Raw genomic sequence first — 18213 nt, 5'->3', positions numbered from 1 at the left:
TTGCGCGTTCTGCCATCCCCTTTGACTTACCAGAATTCAAATCCGATCCACCTGAAGAGGATGCCGCGTGCAGGTTCTCGTTCGCGATAACAATGTCGATCAAGCCCTCAAGGCGCTGAAGAAGAAGATGCAGCGCGAGGGAATTTTCCGCGAGATGAAGCTCCGCGGTCATTACGAGAAGCCCTCCGAGAAGAAGGCCCGCGAAAAGGCCGAAGCCGTGCGCCGCGCGCGCAAGCTGGCCCGCAAGAAGCTGCAGCGCGAAGGCCTGCTGCCGATGAAGCCGAAGCCGGTGTTCGGCGCCGGCCCGGGCGGTGATCGCGGCGCTCGTGGCGGCACCGGTGCAGGCCCGCGCGGCCCGCGCTGATTTGCCGAACCTGTAAGACCTCAGTTTTCGATGACGCGGGCCCTTGGCCCGCGTTATTGTTTGTGAGCGGTGCCTTTCTGGGACGGGCACTACCGATGCGGCACCAGCGCGGGCGACCCGTAGATGGCCTCTCCTTTCCCCGAGCGTGGCTTGCCGCGGCTACGCCAAATCTGGCGGCAGCCGCTCGCGCTGGCCGTGATGGGGATCGCGCTCTGCGGCTGCTCCTTCGATCTCGGATCGCTGCTCCCTGAGAAGGACAAGCCGCCGGAAGCACCCAAGGCGGCCGCGCCCGCCGAGAGCGCGGTGAGCGCCGGCAACGTCACCGAAGCCCAAGCCCACACCGCAAAGGCCCAGTCCCTCGCCAAGTCGGGCGAGACCGCGGCAGCGCTCGACGAGTTCAATCGCGCGGTCGGGCTCGATCCCTACAATGCGCAGGCACTTTATGGCCGCGCCCTGATCTACCAGGGCAAGAACCAGCACGACTTCGCGATCGCCGATTTCAGCGCCGCGAGCGGGCTCAACCCGCAAAAGGCCGAGCCGCTGCTCGGCCGTGCCAACAGCCATCTCGCGCTCGGCAAGGTCAAGGAGGCCGCAGCCGATCTCGATGAAGCCTCCGAAGCCGATCCGCACAATGCCCAGGTCTGGACCACGCGCGGACAGGCCTATGAGCGGCTGGGCGACAGGGCCAAGGCGGCGGCGTCCTACACCAAGGCCGTCGCGCTGCGCCCACGCGATGACGCCGCCCGCAGCGGCCTCGCCCGCGTCGGCGGCTGACGGTTTGGCGCAACGCGGGCGCAGCTTTAGTCGGGGGTGGCGCTCTTCGGCAGAACGGCGTTGAACATCGACTTCATGCCCGACAGCATCTCGTCGGCGACATTGGTCTTCTTCGGCCGCGGCATGGAGGCACCAGCATCGGCACGCAGATCGAGCGGTGGCGCGATGACCGGCACGGGAATGTCCGCCGGCGGCGTCACCCGATTCGGATCCTCGCCGCTGATCGAGGCCGTGTAGGGCGGATTGGAGCCAGCATTGCCATAAGCCTCAGATGAGGGCGTCGATACCGTGATCGGCGGCGGCAGCGGACGGACCGGGGTCGGCTCCACACTCACGACCCGCGGAGCCTCCGGCGTGCGGGCGGCTTCCCGCACCACAGGCTCTGCCGGCCTCTCGGCCGGCTTGGTATCGGACGAGCGAACCTCGGCGGGCCTGGTTTCGGAAGATCTGGCCTCCGCAGCCTTGCCCTCAGGTGACTTGCGCAGACGCTCGATCGCAGCACGCGCGAGATCGTTGGCGTCGGGGGTGGCGGCCGGGGAAGCCGCGGTCGAGGCCGAATTGGCCTCAACCACGGGAGCAGAGGCAGCCGGGGCGGACTTGGCCGCGGCCTTGTCGCGCGCAGAGGGACGGCCGCGCGGGCTGGTTTCAGCGGGAGCCACGTCTGCGGCCTTGGTCTCGGCCGTCGGCTGATGATCGGCAGGCTTCTCGACCGCAGCCTTGTCCGTGACGCTCTTCTCGGAGATCCCCTTGGCCTTGACGCCGGGGGCAGGAAGGTTGGCGGCATCGGTGGGCTTGCCGTCAGTTTGGGCAGGCGCGACCACGGCGGCTGGGGTGTCGGCCGCCGGCTTGGCGTTGATGTAATGATTAACGATGTAGGCCCCGATGATCGTCGCGAGCACCGAGGGGAAAATATCCATCGAGATTTTAGCGAGGTATTTCAGCATTTCTCGGCCACTCCCCGCGCGATCTGATGCGGGAACTTTAGGGCATTGTGAGGGATCAACTGCGACGGATCGATGGCAAACAATAGCGCCAACTTAGGGTTTTAGCTCGATCTCAAGGAACACGATCTCAGTTGAGGTTTCGTTAAGTACGTCATGTTGGACGCCCGCCTTGCGGAAGTAGGATTTTCCGGCCGCGAGCTGCGCCTTGGACCGCTCGCCATTGGGCGCCACGATGGTCATCTCGCCGGCCACGACTGGAACAATCACATAGTCCATCCCGTGGGTGTGATGGCCGGTCGCGCTGCCCGGGGTAAGCCGCCATTCCGTCACCCGGACCTCTTCGTTGTCGACCTGAATCTCGGACTTGGCGGCAAGCATTGGAATTCCCCCTAGGGCACGAAAACCATGAACACGTAGACGGCAAATACCACCATATGGACCAGGCCGAACAGGACATTGGTCCTGCCCGTGCCGAAGGTCAGCATGCTCAGGAAGAAGGTCAGCAGCAAAAGCACGCTGCCCTGGGCGCTGAGGCCGAGCTCGAGTTCCTTGTCGAGCGCGTAGGTGGCGACGCCGACGGCAGGGATCGTGAGACCAATGGTCGCCAGCGAAGAGCCGAGCGCAAGATTGATGCTCTTCTGCAGGTCGTTCCTGCGGGCCGCCGCGATGGCCGCGACGCCCTCGGGCATCAGGATCAGCAGCGCGACCAGAAGGCCGGCGAAGGCCGGCGGCGCACCGATCCTGGCGCCGACGGCATCGACCACCAACGAGAATTTCTTGGCGAGCAGCACGACCGCCAGCAGCGAGACCAGGAGCAGCGCCACGGTGAGTGCGAGCGCCCCCGCCGACAGGTGCACCTCCCCGCCCTCGCCCTCCGCCCATTCATGAACGAAGTAATCCTTGTGCAGGACCGTCTGGGTGTAGAGAAAGACGCCGTACAGCGCGAGCGTGACGACGTCGACGAAGCCGAGCTGAACCGCGGAATAGACCGGGCCCGGTGTGGTGGTGGTGTAGTTCGGCAGGATCAGCGTTATGGTCGCGAGCGCGAACAGCACGCTGAGATAGACGTTGGCGCCGGAGAGCTGAAAACCCTGCTCGCGATAGCGCAGGCCGCCGATGAAGATGCAGAGGCCGACGAGGCCGTTGCAAACGATCATGACCACGGCGAATACGGTGTCGCGGGCCAGTGCCGGGGCAGGCTTGTCGCCCAGCATGATCGTGGTGATCAGCGCCACCTCGATGATGGTCACCGAGAGCGTCAGCACCAGCGTGCCATAGGGTTCGCCGACCCGCTCCGCGATCACTTCGGCATGGTGAACCGCGGCGAACACCGTGCCGAACAGGATAACCAGAAGGACGATGGCGAAGAGGAGCCCGCCAAACGACAGCGTGAACACGTAGCCCGTCGCGCCGACGGCTGCGAACAACAGTACGGCCAGCGCCGGGAAGATCCAGGCAGACCGGGGCATCGGATTATGCGCGCTCATACACCGCTTCCAGTTGCTTGAATGAGCAGTAGCAAATCAGGCGCGAGATTCAATGCCAGTGCAGGATCGGGGCGACCGGCAGGAACGTCAGCAGCAGGAACAGCGGGATCAGCACGGCGCCCGCGCGCAGCAGATAGCCGAAGAAGCTCGGCATCTCGATGCCATTCTCGCTGGCAATGCTGCTCACCATGAAGTTCGGCGCGTTGCCGACATAGGTGAGCGCGCCCATGTAGACCGCCCCCATGGAGATCGAAGCGAGCGTGCCGGAGAGCTCATGCATCAGCACCTGCGGGTCGCCACCGGCGAGCTCGAAGAACAACAGATATGTCGGCGCGTTGTCGAGGAACGCGGACATCAGGCCGGTGAACCAGAAATAGGCGGCCTCGCGCGGTACGCCGTTCGGCTCCGTCACGGCCGACAGCAGCCAGGCGAACGCACCGTGATGGCCGGCATTGAGCATGGCAATGACCGGGATGATGGCGACAAAGATCCCTGCGAACAGTTTGGCGACCTCGCGGATCGGCTCCCAGGTGAAGCCGTTGGCCTGCCTGTGCTCGTCGGGCGTCAGCCACACCGACAGCGCCGCGATGGCCAGCAGAACCAAATTGCGGACGACGTCCTCCAGGTCCAGCTTGGTGCCGAGAATGTCGACCGCGATGCCGGGCTTCCACACCGCCGAGACGAGCAGGCTGGCGACGATGGCCGCGATCAGCACCAGATTGACGAGGCCGCGGATGCGGACCGGCTGCGCGGGGCCGGTGTCATCGGGCGGCGGCTCGCTCTGGAAGCGCCAGACGTCGATTGCGACGAAGATGGCGAGCAGCAGCCCGGCCACGATCACGGTCTGCAACCAGATGGTCCGCGTGGTCCAGAAGAAGTCGACACCGTGCAGGAAGCCGACGAAGAGCGGGGGATCGCCAAGCGGGCTGAGCGCACCACCGACATTGGCCACCAGGATGATGAAGAAGATGACGACGTGGGTGTTGTGGCGCCGCAGCCGGTTGGCGCGGAGCAAGGGGCGGATCAGGATCATCGCGGCACCCGTGGTGCCGACGACGCTCGCCCCGAACGTGCCAAGTGCGAGGATGCCCACATTGGTCGCCGGCGTCGCCTTGATGTCCCCTGTGATGAGGATGCCACCGGCCACGACGTAGAGCGAGAACAGCAGCACGATGAAGCCGAGATATTCGGCGAGCATGGCATGAACGAGCGCCGCCAGCGTCGCCGTGCCGCCGGCGAAGACGACGAGCGAGGCGAGCGCCAGCAGCGACCAGGCAGCAGCGATCTTGCCGTAATGATGGTGCCAGAATTTTGCAAACAGCAGCGGCCCCAGAGCGATCGACAGCAACAAGCCGGCAAAGGGCAGCGCATAGGGCCAGCGCATCGCCGCACCGTCGAGTCCAGTCGCCGCAAGCGCATTCTGCGGCAGAAGCGTCAAGCAGGAGACAGCGAGCGCGGGAACGTAACGTTTAACCAAGCCGTCAGCCGCCAATGAAGCCTCTCGCCGTTTCGATCGCGCCATATTGATCGAGATTGTCGTGTCCGCCGCCCACCATGCGAACGAACCGCTTGGGCTCATGGGCGAGCGCGAACAGACGCTCTCCGAAGATGATCGAAATGGCAAGGTCATTGGTGCCATGCATGACGAGCAGCGGCACCGTGACGCGCGCCATGCGCTGGTCCGAATGGAACGGATCGCGCATCAGAAGGCGGACCGGAACGAACCAGAACGACGAAGCCGCAACGTCGACGGTCGATGTATAGGGCGCCTCCAGGATGAGTTTTCCCACGCGATGTTCCGAGGCGATGGCAACTGCCACGCCCGTCCCCAGCGAGAAGCCCCACGTGACGATTCGTTCCGCTCCATAGCGCGCAGTGGTGAAGGCGTAAGCGGTCGCAGCATCGTACAGCAGTCCCCGTTCGCTCGGCATCCCGCTCGAGCCGGCATAGCCGCGATAGGACAAGGCGACGAGGCCGGTGCCGTCGGCGGTCATCGCCTTGAAACGGCTGACGCGGCCGGCGAGAAAATCGCCATTGCCCGGGAAGTACAGGATCACGGAATGACCGGGCTTCGCCGGCACGTGCCAGACGATGACCTTCTCGCCATCCGACGTGGTCAGGACGTGCTCTTCCGCCTCGGGAAGGCCCGCGGCATCGGGAGCTGTGCGGCCGATGGGCGGGATCGGAAACAGCATCTCGCGCTGGTGGACATACAGCACGACGAGACCGGCGCAATAGACGGTCACTAGCAGGATGGCGGTCCACTTGACGATGGTCATCATTGCCCGGCCCGGTCCTCGGTTGAGCCAGGGCTTGCGACGGCTCCGCAGCAATTTCATGACATCGGGCCGGAGGTTCGGCGGAACGTCGCGGCAGCCGCACGCCGCGTTGTGGGCGGCGTGTCATTTGACGCGCTGCGCGCGCGTGGATTTGGGCGGCGTGGGGTGGGACCGGTGCCATTCCTTGTTGATGGCCACGGTCCCTTCCGCGTTACATTGCCTTGACGATGTTCTCGGTGACCTTCTTGGCGTCGCCGAGCAGCATCATGGTGTTGTCGCGATAGAACAGCGGATTGTCGATGCCGGCATAGCCCGACGCCAGCGAGCGCTTGATGAACATCACCGTGCCGGCCTTCCAGACCTGCAGCACCGGCATACCGTAGATCGGCGAGGACTTGTCCTCTTCGGCCGCCGGGTTGGTGACGTCGTTGGCGCCGATCACGAAGGCAATGTCGGCCTGCGCGAATTCGGAGTTGATGTCCTCGAGCTCGAACACCTCGTCATAGGGCACGTTGGCTTCGGCGAGCAGCACGTTCATGTGGCCGGGCATACGGCCGGCGACCGGGTGAATGGCGTATTTCACCTCGACGCCTTCCTTCTTCAACATGTCGGCCATCTCGCGCAGCGCGTGCTGGGCCTGCGCCACCGCCATGCCGTAGCCGGGCACGATGATGACCTTGGAGGCGTTCTTCATGATGAAGGCCGCATCGTCAGCCGAGCCGAGCTTGGCGGGCTTCTGCTCGCCCGTAGCACCGCCAGCCGCGGCGGTCTCGCCGCCGAAGCCGCCGAGGATGACCGAGATGAAGGACCGGTTCATCGCGTGGCACATGATGTAGGACAGGATCGCGCCCGAGGAGCCGACCAGCGCGCCCGTGATGATCAGCGCGGAATTGCCGAGCGTGAAGCCGATGCCGGCCGCGGCCCAGCCGGAATAGGAGTTCAGCATCGAGATCACGACCGGCATGTCGGCGCCGCCGATCGGGATGATCATGAGCACGCCGAGCGCCAGGGCGAGGATGGTGATCATCCAGAAGTCGAACGCGCCGCCGGTGAGGACGAGACGAACGATGAAGAACACCAGCGCCAAGGCCAGCGCGATGTTGATGATGTGGCGGGCGGGCAGAATGATCGGCGCGCCACTCATGCGCGCGGACAGCTTGAGGAAGGCGATCACCGAGCCGGTGAAGGTCAGCGCGCCGATGGCGACGCCGAGCGACATCTCGATCAGGCTCTGCGGATGGATATTGCCGGGGGTGCCGATGTCGAATGCCTCGGGCGCGTAGAACGCGCCGGCCGCGACCAGCACCGCGGCCATGCCGACCAGCGAGTGGAAGGCGGCGACCAGCTCCGGCATCGAGGTCATCGGCACGCGGCGGGCGATCACTGCGCCGATGCCGCCGCCGATCGCGATGCCGACGATGACGAGCACCCAGGCGAGACCGTCTGCGGGCGGATGGTTGGCAAGCGTCGTGGCGACCGCGATCGCCATGCCGATCATGCCGAACAGATTGCCCTGGCGCGACGATGCCGGGCTCGACAGCCCGCGCAGCGACAGGATGAACAGCACTCCCGCCACGAGATACAGAAATGCAGAGAGGTTGGCGCTCATCTCAGGTCCCCATTGATCCCTTCAGCCCGAGGTGGCCGCTTACTTCGACTTCTTCTTGTACATCGCCAGCATGCGCTGGGTGACAAGGAAGCCGCCAAAAATGTTCACGCAGGCGAAGATCAGCGCGACGAAGCCGAAGGCGCGCGCCCAGCCCGAGCCGCTCGAGACATTCGCGACGCCGCCGGCAAGCAGCGCGCCGACCACGATCACCGAGGAGATCGCGTTGGTGACGCTCATCAGCGGCGTGTGCAGCGCGGGCGTCACCGACCACACCACGAAATAGCCGACGAAGACGGCGAGGACGAAGATCGACAGCCGGAAGATGAAGGGGTCGACGACCTGTGCAGCATGCTCCATGGCGGCTCTCCTTAAGCCTTCGGCTGGAAGTTCGGGTGGATCACCGCGCCGTCTTTCGTGAGCGCGGTGGCCTTGACCAGCTCGTCGTCCCAGTTGACGGCGAGCTTCTTCTCTTTCTTGTCGACCATGGTCTCGATGAAAGAGAACAGATTGCGGGCATAGAGGCTGGAGGCCGAGGCCGCGACGCGGCCGGCGACGTTGGTGTAGCCAACGATCTTGATGCCATCGGCATCGACGACCTCGCCCGGCTTCGCACCCTCGACATTGCCGCCGCGCTCGACGGCGAGATCGACCAGCACCGAGCCGGGCTTCATCGACTTGACCATGTCGGCGCTGACAAGCCTCGGCGCCGGCCGGCCCGGGATCAGCGCGGTGGTGATCACGATGTCCTGCTTCTTGATGTGCTCGGCGGTGAGCGCGGCCTGCTTGGCCTGGTACTCCTTGGACATCTCCTTGGCGTAGCCGCCGGCGGTCTGCGCGTTCTTGAACTCCTCGTCCTCGACGGCGAGGAATTTTGCGCCGAGGGATTCGACCTGCTCCTTGGTGGCGGGCCGCACGTCGGTCGCGGTGACGACAGCGCCGAGACGGCGCGCGGTCGCGATCGCCTGGAGACCGGCAACGCCGACGCCCATCACAAACACCTTCGCCGCAGGCACGGTGCCGGCGGCGGTCATCATCATCGGGAAGGCGCGGCCGAACGCCTCGGCACCCTCGATCACGGCGCGGTAGCCGGCGAGGTTGGCCTGCGAGGACAGCACGTCCATCACCTGCGCGCGGGTGATGCGCGGCATCAGCTCCATCGCGAAGGCGGCAACGCCGGCATCGGCGATCGCCTTCAGCGCGGCCTCGTTGCCATAGGGATCCATGATGGCGATGACCAGCGCGCCGCGCTTGTACTGCGCGAGCTCCGACGCCTCGGGACGTTTCACCTTGATGATGATGTCCGCGTCCTTGAGCGCGTCGGCACTAACGGTGGCGCCAACCGCGGTGAATTCGGAATCCGGCAGGCCCGACTTGATGCCGGCACCCGGCTCGACGGCGATCTCGGCGCCCAACGCCTTGAACTTCTTCACCGTATCGGGCGAAGCAGCGACCCGCGGTTCGAGCGGATCGATTTCCTTGGCAACGGCAATCTTCATGAGGCCTCCGGCGGCGCAGGACAGCGCGCGCGCAAACTAAGCGTTACTCCCGCGGCGTTCGATACCGGTTTTGGCACCGGCTTGGATGCAAATTTTCTGGGCAGCTGCTGCCGCTGGCGTGTGCAGCCGCCGATCGATCAGGTCAGGAAGATCGCCATCAGGATCACGATGAGCGCGACCGAGGCCGTGCCGTACTTCACCAGCTTGATGAAGCCCTCGTAGGTCTGCTCGTGAGCAACGTAGTCGTTGCCGTCGGCGGTGCTGTACGCCACTTCGCTATGGTCAGCCATGGAATGTCCCCAGTCGAAAGTCCAATTCTTGGGCTGGGATACCGCAAAGCTTTGGGCAGGGCAACGGCACCGAGGCGGGGTTTTCCCGCAAATCAGGTCATTTGGAATCCCAATTGTCGCGGATCCAGCGCGTGAGGCTTTCCTCGCTGACTTCGCCAGCGGCAAGGGAAAGGATGATGGCTGCAGCTTCCGCCTCGGGCACAACGAAATCGACACCGTTCACACCGAGAAACGTGTACAGCGCCAGCAGAGACGTGCGCTTATTCCCGTCGACGAACGGATGGTTGCGCGCAATGCCGAAGGCGTAAGCTGCCGCCAATTCGGGGAGATCAGCGTTCTCGTACGACCATTTGTTTCTCGGCCGATCGAGCGCAGAGTCGAGCATGCCCTCGTCCCGAAGGCCGCTTGCACCACCATGGATCGCCAGCTGTTCGTCGTGGATCGCAATGATGATTCGACGCGTCAGCCAGAACGGCTCGCTCATTTGGCAAGCTCGGCGAGGGCGTTGTGATAACGCTTCATGCCTCGCCTCGCGACTTCCATCGCTCTTTCGAAGTCGGGATCATGCGGCGTCAGCAAGACGCCACCGTCCGATTGCCCAACCGGAAACAGCTTGTCGCCCTCTTGGAGATTCAGACGAGCCGCGAGTTCCTTCGGCAGGATCACGCCGATTGAATTACCTATCTTGCGCACCTGAAGCACAGTGGACTCATTCTTCAGGTCCTTGGGGTCCGTGTTTTCGTTCATGGCCGCACCTCGTTATACATTTGTATAACATCACCCGCCCGACCGTTCAACAAATGTTTTACGGAACCTGCTTCCAAAGAAGGCATTTCGCCCTCAGCCCATCGCCTCGAGCTCGTCGATCATCCCGGCGATGACCGAGAGCCCACCGTCCCAAAACTTGGGATCCTTGGCATCTAACCCGAACGGGCGCAGCAGCTCGGAATAATGCTTGGTGCCGCCGGCGGCGAGCATGTCGAGATAGCGCTCGGCAAAGCCTTCGGCCGCGTTCTCGTAGACGGCGTAGAGCGAGTTCACCAGGCAATCGCCGAAGGCGTAGGCGTAGACGTAGAACGGCGAGTGGATGAAGTGCGGGATGTACATCCAGTAGTTCTCGTAGCCCGCCTTGATCTCGATCGCCGGCCCAAGGCTCTCGCCCTGCACCGACAGCCAGATCTCGCCGAGCCGGGTCGCGGTGAGCTCGCCGTTCTTGCGCTCGGTGTGGACCGCGCGCTCGAAGGAATAGAACGCGATCTGCCGCACCACGGTGTTGATCATGTCCTCGACCTTGCCGGCGAGCAGCGCCTGTCGCTGCTTTGCGTTCCTGGTCTGGGCAAGCAGACGCTTGAACGTGAGCATCTCGCCGAACACGCTCGCGGTCTCCGCCAGCGTCAGCGGCGTCGGCGCCATCAGCGCGCCGTTCCTGGCCGCCAGCACCTGATGGACGCCATGGCCAAGCTCATGCGCGAGCGTCATCACGTCGCGCGGCTTGCCCTGGTAGTTCATGAGCACGTAGGGGTGCGCCGATGGCGTGGTCGGATGCGAGAACGCCCCCGGCACCTTGCCCGGCCGCACCGGCGCGTCGATCCAGCGGTCCGTGAAGAAGCGCTCGGCGATATCGGCCATTTTGGGCGAGAAGCCGCGATAGGCCGTCAGCACCATGCCTCGCGCCTCCGGCCAGGCGATGACGTCGGTCGCCGCAAACGGCAGCGGCGCGTTGCGGTCCCAATAGGCCAGCCGCTTCTTGCCGAACCACTTCGCCTTCAGCGCGTAATAGCGATGCGACAGCTTCGGATAAGCCGCGCGGACCGAGGCGACCAGCGCGTCGACCACCTCACGCTCGACGCGGTTGTTCAGATGGCGGGAATCCGCGACGTCCTTGAAACCGCGCCAGCGGTCGGAGATGTCCTTGTCCTTGGCGAGCGTGTTGGTGATCAGCGCAAAGGTGCGCTCATTGGCCTTGAAGGTTTTCGCCAGCGCCTCCGCCGCGCTCTTGCGCTTTGAGCCATCGCGGTCCTGCAGCAGATTGAGCGTCGGCTCGATCGCGAGCTCCTTAGGCCCGACCTTGAAGCGCAGGCCGGAGATGGTCTGGTCGAACAGCCGGTTGAAGGCGGAATAGCCGGTCTGCGCCTTCTCCAGGAAGAGCTGCTCGAGCTTGTCGTCGAGCTGGTAGGGCTTCTCCTTGCGCAGATCCTCGATCCAGGGACGATAGTGCGCGAGCTCGGCGGCCTGCATCGCGCGGGTCAAAATATCGTCATCGATCCGATTAAGCTCGAGCGCGAAGAACAACAGATGCGTGGACGCCGCCGTCAGGCGTTCGGACACGTCGCCGTAAAACTTTGAAATCGCAGGGTCCACGCTGTCGCCGGCATGGACGAGGCCGGCATAGGAGCCGAGACGGCCGGCGAGATCGTCGATCGCCTCATAGCGTCGCACCGCTTCGGCGAGCCACTTTCCGCCATCTTCGTTTGCTGTCCCTGTCGCCAGCTTGCCCTTGTAGTCCGTCTCGAAGGCGACGCAGTCGGCATCCAACTTTTCGAGATCGCGCGCCACTTCCGGCGCGTCGATCCCGGAATAGAGATCGGCCAGGTTCCATTCCGGAAGCTTGCCGGTTTTGCTCGCAGGCTTTGCGGGCGACGGCTTGGAGGGCTTTGCCTTGGCGGTGGATTTCTTGGCGGCGGATGTCTTGGCGGCGGATGTCTTGGCGGCGGATGACTTGGTGGCTGGCTTGCGGAGGGCAGACTTTGTGACAGCGGTCTTGGAGCGCGAATTCATTGTGTGGGAAACCTGTGTTCAACAATCGCGGCGAGGGGCGGGGGCATCAAGGTTTAAGCGTGTGTTAATCGGCTTCGGCCAGAGTGCCCCGATTCGAGACAGATAGTAGTAGCGTGCGGGGAACACCATGGCTGCCAGTATTTTGATCGCCGACGACGACGCCGTTGCCCGCCGGCTGGTCGAGAACATGGTGCAGAAATGCGGCTATGAGACGGTCGTCGTGGACTCCGGCGACGCCGCAATCGCCATCCTCACCGCCCCCGACGCACCGGCCATCGACGCCGTCATCCTCGATCTCGTGATGCCCGGCCTCGACGGCATGGGCGTATTGGCGAAGATCCGCGAAGCGGGCCTGAGCATCCCCGTCATCGTGCAGACCGCCCATGGCGGCATCGACAACGTGATCTCGGCGATGCGCGCGGGCGCGGCCGATTTCGTCGTCAAGCCGGTCGGCGTGGAGCGGCTCCAGGTCTCCTTGCGCAACGCGCTCAACACCTCCGCGCTCAAGGGCGAATTGCAGCGTATCCGTCACAGCCGCGAGGGCCGGCTGACCTTCTCGGACATCATCACGCGCGCTGAAGCCATGACGGGCGTGATGCGAGCCGCACAGAAAGCGGCAAACTCCGCGATCCCCGTGCTGATCGAGGGCGAGTCCGGCGTCGGCAAGGAGATGTTCGCACGCGCCATCCACGGCAGCGGCGAGCGCAAGGCAAAACCGTTCGTCGCGGTCAATTGCGGCGCGATTCCCGACAATCTCGTCGAGTCCATCCTGTTCGGCCACGAGAAGGGCGCCTTCACCGGCGCGACCGAGCGGCACATGGGCAAGTTCGTCGAGGCCCATGGCGGCACGCTGTTTCTGGATGAGGTCAGCGAGCTGCCGCTGACCGCGCAGGTGAAGCTGCTGCGCGCGCTCCAGGAAGGTGCAGTGGAGGCCGTCGGCGGCCGCAAGCCGGTCAAGGTCGACGTCCGCATCATCTCGGCGACCAATCGCAAGCTGCTGGAGCGGGTGAAGCAGGGACATTTCCGGGAAGACCTGTTCTATCGCCTCCACGTGCTGCCGCTGACGATCCCTTCGCTGCGGGCCCGGCGTGAGGATATCCCGCATCTGCTCAGGCATTTCATCGCGCGCTTTGCCGCCGAGGAGAGCCGCCCAATCACCGGCATCAGCGGCGAGGCCGTGGCGCAGCTTGCCCAGCTCGACTGGCCCGGCAACATTCGCCAGCTCGAGAACGCGGTCTACCGCGCGGTGGTGATGAGCGACGGCGACCAGCTCGGACTTGGCGATTTCCCCCTGCTCGTTTCGCAGCCGCATCCCCTCACGGATATTCCGACCGCCCCGCTGATGCTCGAGCCGGCGGCGACGCCTTCTGTGGTATCGGGTAATGAAATACCAATCGCTCCGCTCCCCGCCATGGGAACTCTCGCCATGCTCACCGCGACCGGGGATGTCCGCTCGCTGGAAGACATGGAGAACGAGATCATCCGCTTCGCGATCTCGCACTATCGCGGACAGATGTCCGAAGTGGCGCGCCGCCTCAGAATCGGCCGGTCAACGCTCTACCGCAAACTCGACGAGGCAGGGGTTCCCGGACATGGCGGCAAAAGCGGTGAGGAGACGCACTGAGCCCACTGCGAACGGAGGTTCGCGCGGCGGTGCGGGACGGCCGTAAGCCGTTCGCACGACGACAGAATTCGACTGCAATTTGAACCGTGACCTGGAAGTGACAGACAGAGGGAAAAGCGCGTGGCAGAAGCGCACAATCCGTTGCCAAGAGGCTCCCTTGAAGTCAGTTTGTCGTGAGTTGTCCCGGGTAGCGCTGGCTGCAAAATCGGGGCCTGTATATCGTCTGCGTAGGGAATCGTTGCGTGCAGGCGTGCAACTTTCGAGAGGCCGGCGCGGTTTAGCCGAAACTCACCAATAGGCGATAACGAAGCTGTTCCACGAGGGGACAGCTCACCCGAGGGGTGCGACACAATGCGTGACTGTTTGAACCACCGTGCGGGCTTTGACCGTGTCTTGATGACGGTCGCGGCGACCTTCCTCACGGTGTCGGCCAGCTCGGCCCTGGCGCAGGATCAGGCGCGCAGCAGCGCCGCCGAGCTCGCGATCGAAGCTGCGATCCCGCGCCCCGAGCCGGCAAACGTCCCGCCCCCGACTGCAGCCGACATCAAGCTCGACACCACCGCCACGGTGCAGGATCCCGCCAAGGAGATTGCGCGGGAGTCGATCAAGGCGGACGCCGCGCCGGCGCCGGACAAGGTCGAGACCAAGCCGTCCGACGTCGCCACAACGCCTGCGCCTGAAGCGCCGAAGAGCGAGACGGCCAAATCCGAATCTGCAAAGACCGAGCCTGCCAAGTCCGAGCCTGCCAAGTCCGAGCCTGCCAAGTCCGACACCGCAACCGTCACGCCGGCCGCTCCCGCGGCACCTGCTGCCGCAGCGGCTCCCGCCGCCGAGCCGGTGAAGGCCGCGAGCAACGTGCCCGCCGCCGACCAGCCGGTCGCGGACAAGCTCAAGGACATCATCGGCGCCAAGACCTCGCGCCATTTCGACCGCAAGAACGAGCGCGCGGCGATCGAGAAGTTTTACGGCGCGCGCGATTTCGCGCCGGTCTGGACGCAAGGCGGCAGCCTGACCGCTGCGGCCAAGGGCGTGATCGCGCGGCTGAAGGACGCGGCGTCCGACGGCCTCAATCCCGCCGACTATCCGGTGCCGGACTTCGCCGCCGCCACGACGCCCGATGCGCTGGCGGATGCCGAGCTCAAGCTCACCGCCAGCACGTTCGATTATGCGCGCCATGCTCAGAGCGGCCGCATGCATTGGTCGCAGGTCAGCGGCGACATTCTCTATCCCGAACATCCGGTCGACCCCAACGAGGTGCTCGCCAAGGTCACGACCGCGGCGGACGCCTCCGCGGCGCTCGACAGCTACAACCCGCCGCACAAGCTCTACAAGGAGCTGAAGGCCAAGCTCGCCGAGCTGCGCGGCCAGGGCAATGGCCCGGTGATCGAGATCGCCGACGGCCCGGCGCTGAAATACACCCCGGCCGGCAAGAAGCAGGCTGAGATCGTCGTGGACGATCCGCGCGTGCCGCAGCTTCGCGCCAAGCTCGGCCTCGCCGAGAATCCGAGCGACACCCGCTACGACGCGGCGGTCGCCGACGCCGTGCGCAAATTCCAGAGCGGCGCCGAGATGAAGGCGACCGGCATCCTCGACGACAAGACCGTCAAGGCGCTCAACACCCCCAAGCGCGACAAGCAGATCGACACCGTGCTGGTGAACATGGAGCGCTGGCGCTGGCTGCCGCGCGATCTCGGCGCGCCCGCGCTGGGGGATGCCTATGTCATCCTCAACATTCCCGACTTCACGTTGAAGGTGATGCAGCGCGGCCAACAGGTCTGGACCACTCGCGTCGTGACCGGCAAGCCGGGAACGCATGCGACCCCGCTGCTCAGCGAGACGATGAAGTACATCACGGTCAATCCGACCTGGAACGTGCCGCCGTCGATCGTTTACAACGAATACCTGCCGGCGCTGCAGCAGGACCCGACCGTGCTTCAGCGCATGGGCCTCAAGCTCGAACAGAACCGCGACGGCTCGGTGCACATCTCGCAGCCGCCCGGCGAAGCCAACGCGCTCGGCCGCATCCGCTTCAACTTCCCGAACAAGTTTCTGGTCTATCAGCACGACACGCCGGACAAGCATTTGTTCGCCCGCGACGAGCGCGCCTTCAGCCATGGCTGCATGCGCGTGCAGAATCCGGATCAGTATGCGTCCGTGCTGCTCAACATCACCATGCCGAACGAGAGGTACTCGCCTGAGCGCGTACGCAGCATGTACGGCAAGAGCGAGATCGATCTGAAATTCCCGACCCCGATCCCGGTCAACATCACCTATCAGACCGCGTTCGTGGACGACGCCGGCAAGCTGCAGTTCCGCAAGGACGTCTATGGCCGCGACGCGGTCATGATCAACATCCTGAAGAACAACCGCGGCAAGGACCTCGAGGCTGTCGTCGCCCATTCCCAGCCGAGCTATTCGCGCCCGGCAACGACGCTGCCGTCGGGGGTCGCGGTGGCCAACAATGGCGGGGGCTTCGGCTCGTCTGGGCCAAACTTCTTCGAACGGCTGTTCGGAGCACCGGCCCCGACCCAGCCGCCGGCGCCGGTCGGCCGTCGTCCGCAGCGGGTGTTTACCCGCTGAGGCCGGCTCAGCGCCTGGCTCACTGGAATTCTACAATGAAATCAGCGGCCCTGTCCTCTGGATGGGGCCGCTTAACGTTAACCACGCTCCAACCTGCGCTCGGGCGGCGGGCGTTTTTTTGCCACAGTCAACCGTTTAGGATCGTATTCTGACTTGGTTTGGGGGCGGGAAGGTCAACCTCGAATTAACCTTCTCGCTTTAAGAAAGCGTTCACCCTCTTTCGCGCTGCTAACGGGGTTGGCGGGAGAGTCCATTTGAACGCTCGTCGACTGGGTGGGCTCATACGTGCTGACTGGTCTCGCACGCCAATTTGCTGTGCTGTCGTTGTCCCATGCGGGCGTGAAGGCCGGATCCCGGATCGGCCTCGCTGCTGCATTGCTGCTTGCGGCCGCCGGTTCGGTTCATGACGCGGCCGCGCTGAACGAGACCAAGACGCTCTCGTTCCATCACACCCATTCCGGCGAAGACCTCACCGTCACCTTCAAGCGCGACGGGCGCTACGACGAAGCGGCGCTGAAGCAGCTCAACCACTTCCTGCGCGACTGGCGCACCCAGGACGAGACGGTCATGGACCGTCGCCTCTTCGACATCCTCTGGGAAGTCTATCGCGACGTCGACGGCAAGCAGCCGATCCAGATCATCTCCTCCTATCGCTCCCCCGCCACCAACGCCATGCTCCGCCGCCGCTCCTCCGGTGTGGCGCGCTTCAGCCAGCACATGCTGGGACATGCGATGGACTTCTACATCCCGGGCGTGCCGCTGGAGCAGATCCGTTTCGCCGGCCTGCGCCTGCAGCGCGGCGGCGTCGGCTTCTATCCCACCTCCGGCTCGCCCTTCGTGCACCTCGACACCGGCAGCATCCGGCACTGGCCGCGCATGTCGCATGACCAGCTCGCCCGCGTCTTCCCGGACGGAAAGACGGTGCATCTGCCGACCGATGGCGTGCCGCTGAAAGGCTATGAGCTCGCCAAGGCCGAGATCGAGCGGCGCGGCAGCGGCGACGATGCCGGTAGCAAGCCGAATTTCTTTGCCGCCTTGTTCAAGAGCAAGCCGGCTCCCGCCGCCGCGAACAGCGACGAGGATGACGAGGGCGCGCCCGCAATGGCCGCGAAGCCGGCGGCGCCGCCCGTGGTCGCAGCCGCCGCCAAGCCAGCCGAGCCGGTGCCGACGCCGCGCGCCAAGCCGCAGATCGCCGCAGCCCTCCAGCTCGCCTCGGCCGATGCACAGCTCGTCGCGCCGCCCAAGCCGAAGCACGCGCCCGTGGCTGACAGGCCGGCCACCGGCAAGTCTGTTGACGGAAAGCTGGAGACCCCGGCCGACATCATCAATGCCCGCGGCTTCTGGGATGATGTCCCGGCAGCGCCGCAGCGGGCGACGCCGGCGCAAGCCGCGGCGTTGAAGGCGCGCCAGGCGCCGACCGCCGCCACCGACCCGCAACCAACCGCGAGCGTGTCCAACGCAGCCTTCCAGGCCCTGGCTTACGCGCCGGCCGCCTCTCCGGTCGACCGCGCCAATGTCGTCGCCGCCTCCGCGCCGATTCCGCGCGCCAGCCGCCCCGCCGCTGCGTCCCGCAGCGTGGCTCAGGCGACGGAGATCAACACGGTGGTCGGCAAGAGCATCGACGGCAGGATCGCAACCGCCACCCGCCTCTCCGCGGCCAAGGGCGAGAGCATCTGGCTCAAGATCGTGATGCTGTCGCCGAGCGCCAGCCGCGCGATGTCGGTGACGCTGATGGGCGAGCTCGATACCGCGGCGCTGCGCGGCTATTTCGTCAAGCCGCAGACGGTGATCGCGATGGGCTTCACCGACGATCCGATGCCGGGCCTGTCCTGCGACGGTTTCTCGGGCAGCGCGACCGCGAAGCTCGAGACGACGTCGTTCGTCATGCGCACCGCCGCGCTGCGCTGAGGCGCAGAACAACCTCCACGAAGTCGGTCGAGGTGCCGCCCGTCCTGCGATGATCGCGATCGGTCGCGCTGCGCGCCAGC

General features: G+C 65.0%; 17 protein-coding genes. 5 read left to right on the top strand and 12 right to left on the bottom strand.

What is annotated here, in order from left to right; genetic code table 11:
• Window positions 1–67 precede the first annotated feature (67 nt).
• Both rpsU and CVM73_RS24650 read left to right on the top strand, forming a co-directional pair.
• The gene (gene rpsU, locus CVM73_RS24655; protein WP_100234439.1) at window positions 68–364 is read left to right on the top strand and encodes a 30S ribosomal protein S21; all 297 of its coding nucleotides are present in this window, start codon (window positions 68–70) and stop codon (window positions 362–364) included.
• A 123-nt stretch (window positions 365–487) separates the two neighbouring features.
• Entirely contained in the window at window positions 488–1138 is a 651-nt protein-coding gene (locus CVM73_RS24650) for a tetratricopeptide repeat protein (RefSeq protein ID WP_100234438.1), read from the top strand.
• Between the two features lie 26 nt (window positions 1139–1164).
• Here the strand turns inward: CVM73_RS24650 and CVM73_RS24645 are convergent, their stop codons facing one another.
• From CVM73_RS24645 to CVM73_RS24590, 12 genes are all read right to left on the bottom strand, one after another.
• Entirely contained in the window at window positions 1165–2082 is a 918-nt protein-coding gene (locus CVM73_RS24645) for a hypothetical protein (protein WP_100234437.1), read from the bottom strand.
• Between the two features lie 93 nt (window positions 2083–2175).
• A complete protein-coding gene (locus tag CVM73_RS24640; RefSeq protein ID WP_100234436.1) occupies window positions 2176–2460 on the bottom strand; it encodes a cupin domain-containing protein in 285 nt (94 codons plus the stop codon).
• Window positions 2461–2471: 11 nt separating this feature from the next.
• On the bottom strand, window positions 2472–3569 hold the full coding sequence (locus tag CVM73_RS24635) for a calcium:cation antiporter (RefSeq protein WP_100234435.1): 1098 nt from the start codon (window positions 3567–3569) through the stop codon (window positions 2472–2474).
• Window positions 3570–3618: 49 nt separating this feature from the next.
• Complete coding sequence (locus tag CVM73_RS24630) at window positions 3619–4953, bottom strand: sodium:proton antiporter (RefSeq protein WP_167407033.1); 1335 nt, start codon at window positions 4951–4953, stop codon at window positions 3619–3621.
• 97 nt (window positions 4954–5050) lie between these two features.
• Complete coding sequence (locus tag CVM73_RS24625; RefSeq protein ID WP_100234495.1) at window positions 5051–5848, bottom strand: alpha/beta hydrolase; 798 nt, start codon at window positions 5846–5848, stop codon at window positions 5051–5053.
• Window positions 5849–6059: 211 nt separating this feature from the next.
• Window positions 6060–7457: an NAD(P)(+) transhydrogenase (Re/Si-specific) subunit beta gene (locus tag CVM73_RS24620; protein WP_100234433.1), complete on the bottom strand. Its 1398-nt coding sequence runs from the start codon at window positions 7455–7457 to the stop codon at window positions 6060–6062.
• A 39-nt stretch (window positions 7458–7496) separates the two neighbouring features.
• Window positions 7497–7814 (bottom strand): proton-translocating transhydrogenase family protein, encoded by a 318-nt coding sequence (locus CVM73_RS24615; protein WP_018317801.1) that lies wholly within the window; start codon window positions 7812–7814, stop codon window positions 7497–7499.
• Between the two features lie 11 nt (window positions 7815–7825).
• The gene (locus CVM73_RS24610) at window positions 7826–8953 is read right to left on the bottom strand and encodes a Re/Si-specific NAD(P)(+) transhydrogenase subunit alpha (protein WP_100234432.1); all 1128 of its coding nucleotides are present in this window, start codon (window positions 8951–8953) and stop codon (window positions 7826–7828) included.
• A gap of 137 nt (window positions 8954–9090) precedes the next feature.
• Window positions 9091–9243, bottom strand: coding sequence for an aa3-type cytochrome c oxidase subunit IV (locus tag CVM73_RS24605; RefSeq protein WP_018317799.1), 153 nt, complete (start codon window positions 9241–9243; stop codon window positions 9091–9093).
• 97 nt (window positions 9244–9340) lie between these two features.
• The gene (locus CVM73_RS24600; protein WP_100234431.1) at window positions 9341–9727 is read right to left on the bottom strand and encodes a type II toxin-antitoxin system death-on-curing family toxin; all 387 of its coding nucleotides are present in this window, start codon (window positions 9725–9727) and stop codon (window positions 9341–9343) included.
• Complete coding sequence (locus tag CVM73_RS24595) at window positions 9724–9990, bottom strand: AbrB/MazE/SpoVT family DNA-binding domain-containing protein (protein WP_100234430.1); 267 nt, start codon at window positions 9988–9990, stop codon at window positions 9724–9726. The genes CVM73_RS24600 and CVM73_RS24595 overlap by 4 nt, the downstream gene beginning before the upstream one ends.
• 93 nt (window positions 9991–10083) lie before the next feature.
• Window positions 10084–12021, bottom strand: coding sequence for a M3 family oligoendopeptidase (locus CVM73_RS24590; protein ID WP_100234429.1), 1938 nt, complete (start codon window positions 12019–12021; stop codon window positions 10084–10086).
• A 127-nt stretch (window positions 12022–12148) separates the two neighbouring features.
• Here CVM73_RS24590 and CVM73_RS24585 point away from each other — a divergent pair, with 127 nt between their 5' ends.
• From CVM73_RS24585 to CVM73_RS24575, 3 genes are all read left to right on the top strand, one after another.
• Window positions 12149–13645, top strand: a complete 1497-nt coding sequence (locus tag CVM73_RS24585) for a sigma-54-dependent transcriptional regulator (protein ID WP_100234428.1) — start codon at window positions 12149–12151, stop codon at window positions 13643–13645.
• A gap of 351 nt (window positions 13646–13996) precedes the next feature.
• The gene (locus CVM73_RS24580) at window positions 13997–16225 is read left to right on the top strand and encodes a L,D-transpeptidase family protein (protein WP_100234427.1); all 2229 of its coding nucleotides are present in this window, start codon (window positions 13997–13999) and stop codon (window positions 16223–16225) included.
• Window positions 16226–16498: 273 nt separating this feature from the next.
• Window positions 16499–18133, top strand: a complete 1635-nt coding sequence (locus CVM73_RS24575) for a peptidoglycan L,D-endopeptidase MepK (RefSeq protein WP_100234426.1) — start codon at window positions 16499–16501, stop codon at window positions 18131–18133.
• The last annotated feature ends 80 nt before the right edge of the window (window positions 18134–18213 follow it).

The organism is Bradyrhizobium forestalis (assembly GCF_002795245.1).
In the GTDB taxonomy this organism is placed as follows: Bacteria; Pseudomonadota; Alphaproteobacteria; order Rhizobiales; family Xanthobacteraceae; genus Bradyrhizobium; species Bradyrhizobium forestalis.
Note: the sequence above shows the minus strand (reverse complement) of the source record. Positions and strands in the feature narration are given on the sequence as shown.

Coding starts and splice junctions, on each gene's coding strand:
- CVM73_RS24600 (WP_100234431.1), bottom strand. CDS start 9,727: ATGAGCGAGCCGTTCTGGCTGACGCGTCGAATCATCATTGCGATCCAC.
- CVM73_RS24580 (WP_100234427.1), top strand. CDS start 13,997: ATGCGTGACTGTTTGAACCACCGTGCGGGCTTTGACCGTGTCTTGATG.
- CVM73_RS24585 (WP_100234428.1), top strand. CDS start 12,149: ATGGCTGCCAGTATTTTGATCGCCGACGACGACGCCGTTGCCCGCCGG.
- CVM73_RS24625 (WP_100234495.1), bottom strand. CDS start 5,848: ATGACCATCGTCAAGTGGACCGCCATCCTGCTAGTGACCGTCTATTGC.
- CVM73_RS24615 (WP_018317801.1), bottom strand. CDS start 7,814: ATGGAGCATGCTGCACAGGTCGTCGACCCCTTCATCTTCCGGCTGTCG.
- CVM73_RS24645 (WP_100234437.1), bottom strand. CDS start 2,082: ATGCTGAAATACCTCGCTAAAATCTCGATGGATATTTTCCCCTCGGTG.
- CVM73_RS24650 (WP_100234438.1), top strand. CDS start 488: ATGGCCTCTCCTTTCCCCGAGCGTGGCTTGCCGCGGCTACGCCAAATC.
- CVM73_RS24595 (WP_100234430.1), bottom strand. CDS start 9,990: ATGAACGAAAACACGGACCCCAAGGACCTGAAGAATGAGTCCACTGTG.
- CVM73_RS24630 (WP_167407033.1), bottom strand. CDS start 4,953: ATGCGCTGGCCCTATGCGCTGCCCTTTGCCGGCTTGTTGCTGTCGATC.
- CVM73_RS24590 (WP_100234429.1), bottom strand. CDS start 12,021: ATGAATTCGCGCTCCAAGACCGCTGTCACAAAGTCTGCCCTCCGCAAG.
- CVM73_RS24640 (WP_100234436.1), bottom strand. CDS start 2,460: ATGCTTGCCGCCAAGTCCGAGATTCAGGTCGACAACGAAGAGGTCCGG.
- CVM73_RS24605 (WP_018317799.1), bottom strand. CDS start 9,243: ATGGCTGACCATAGCGAAGTGGCGTACAGCACCGCCGACGGCAACGAC.
- CVM73_RS24635 (WP_100234435.1), bottom strand. CDS start 3,569: ATGAGCGCGCATAATCCGATGCCCCGGTCTGCCTGGATCTTCCCGGCG.
- CVM73_RS24610 (WP_100234432.1), bottom strand. CDS start 8,953: ATGAAGATTGCCGTTGCCAAGGAAATCGATCCGCTCGAACCGCGGGTC.
- CVM73_RS24620 (WP_100234433.1), bottom strand. CDS start 7,457: ATGAGCGCCAACCTCTCTGCATTTCTGTATCTCGTGGCGGGAGTGCTG.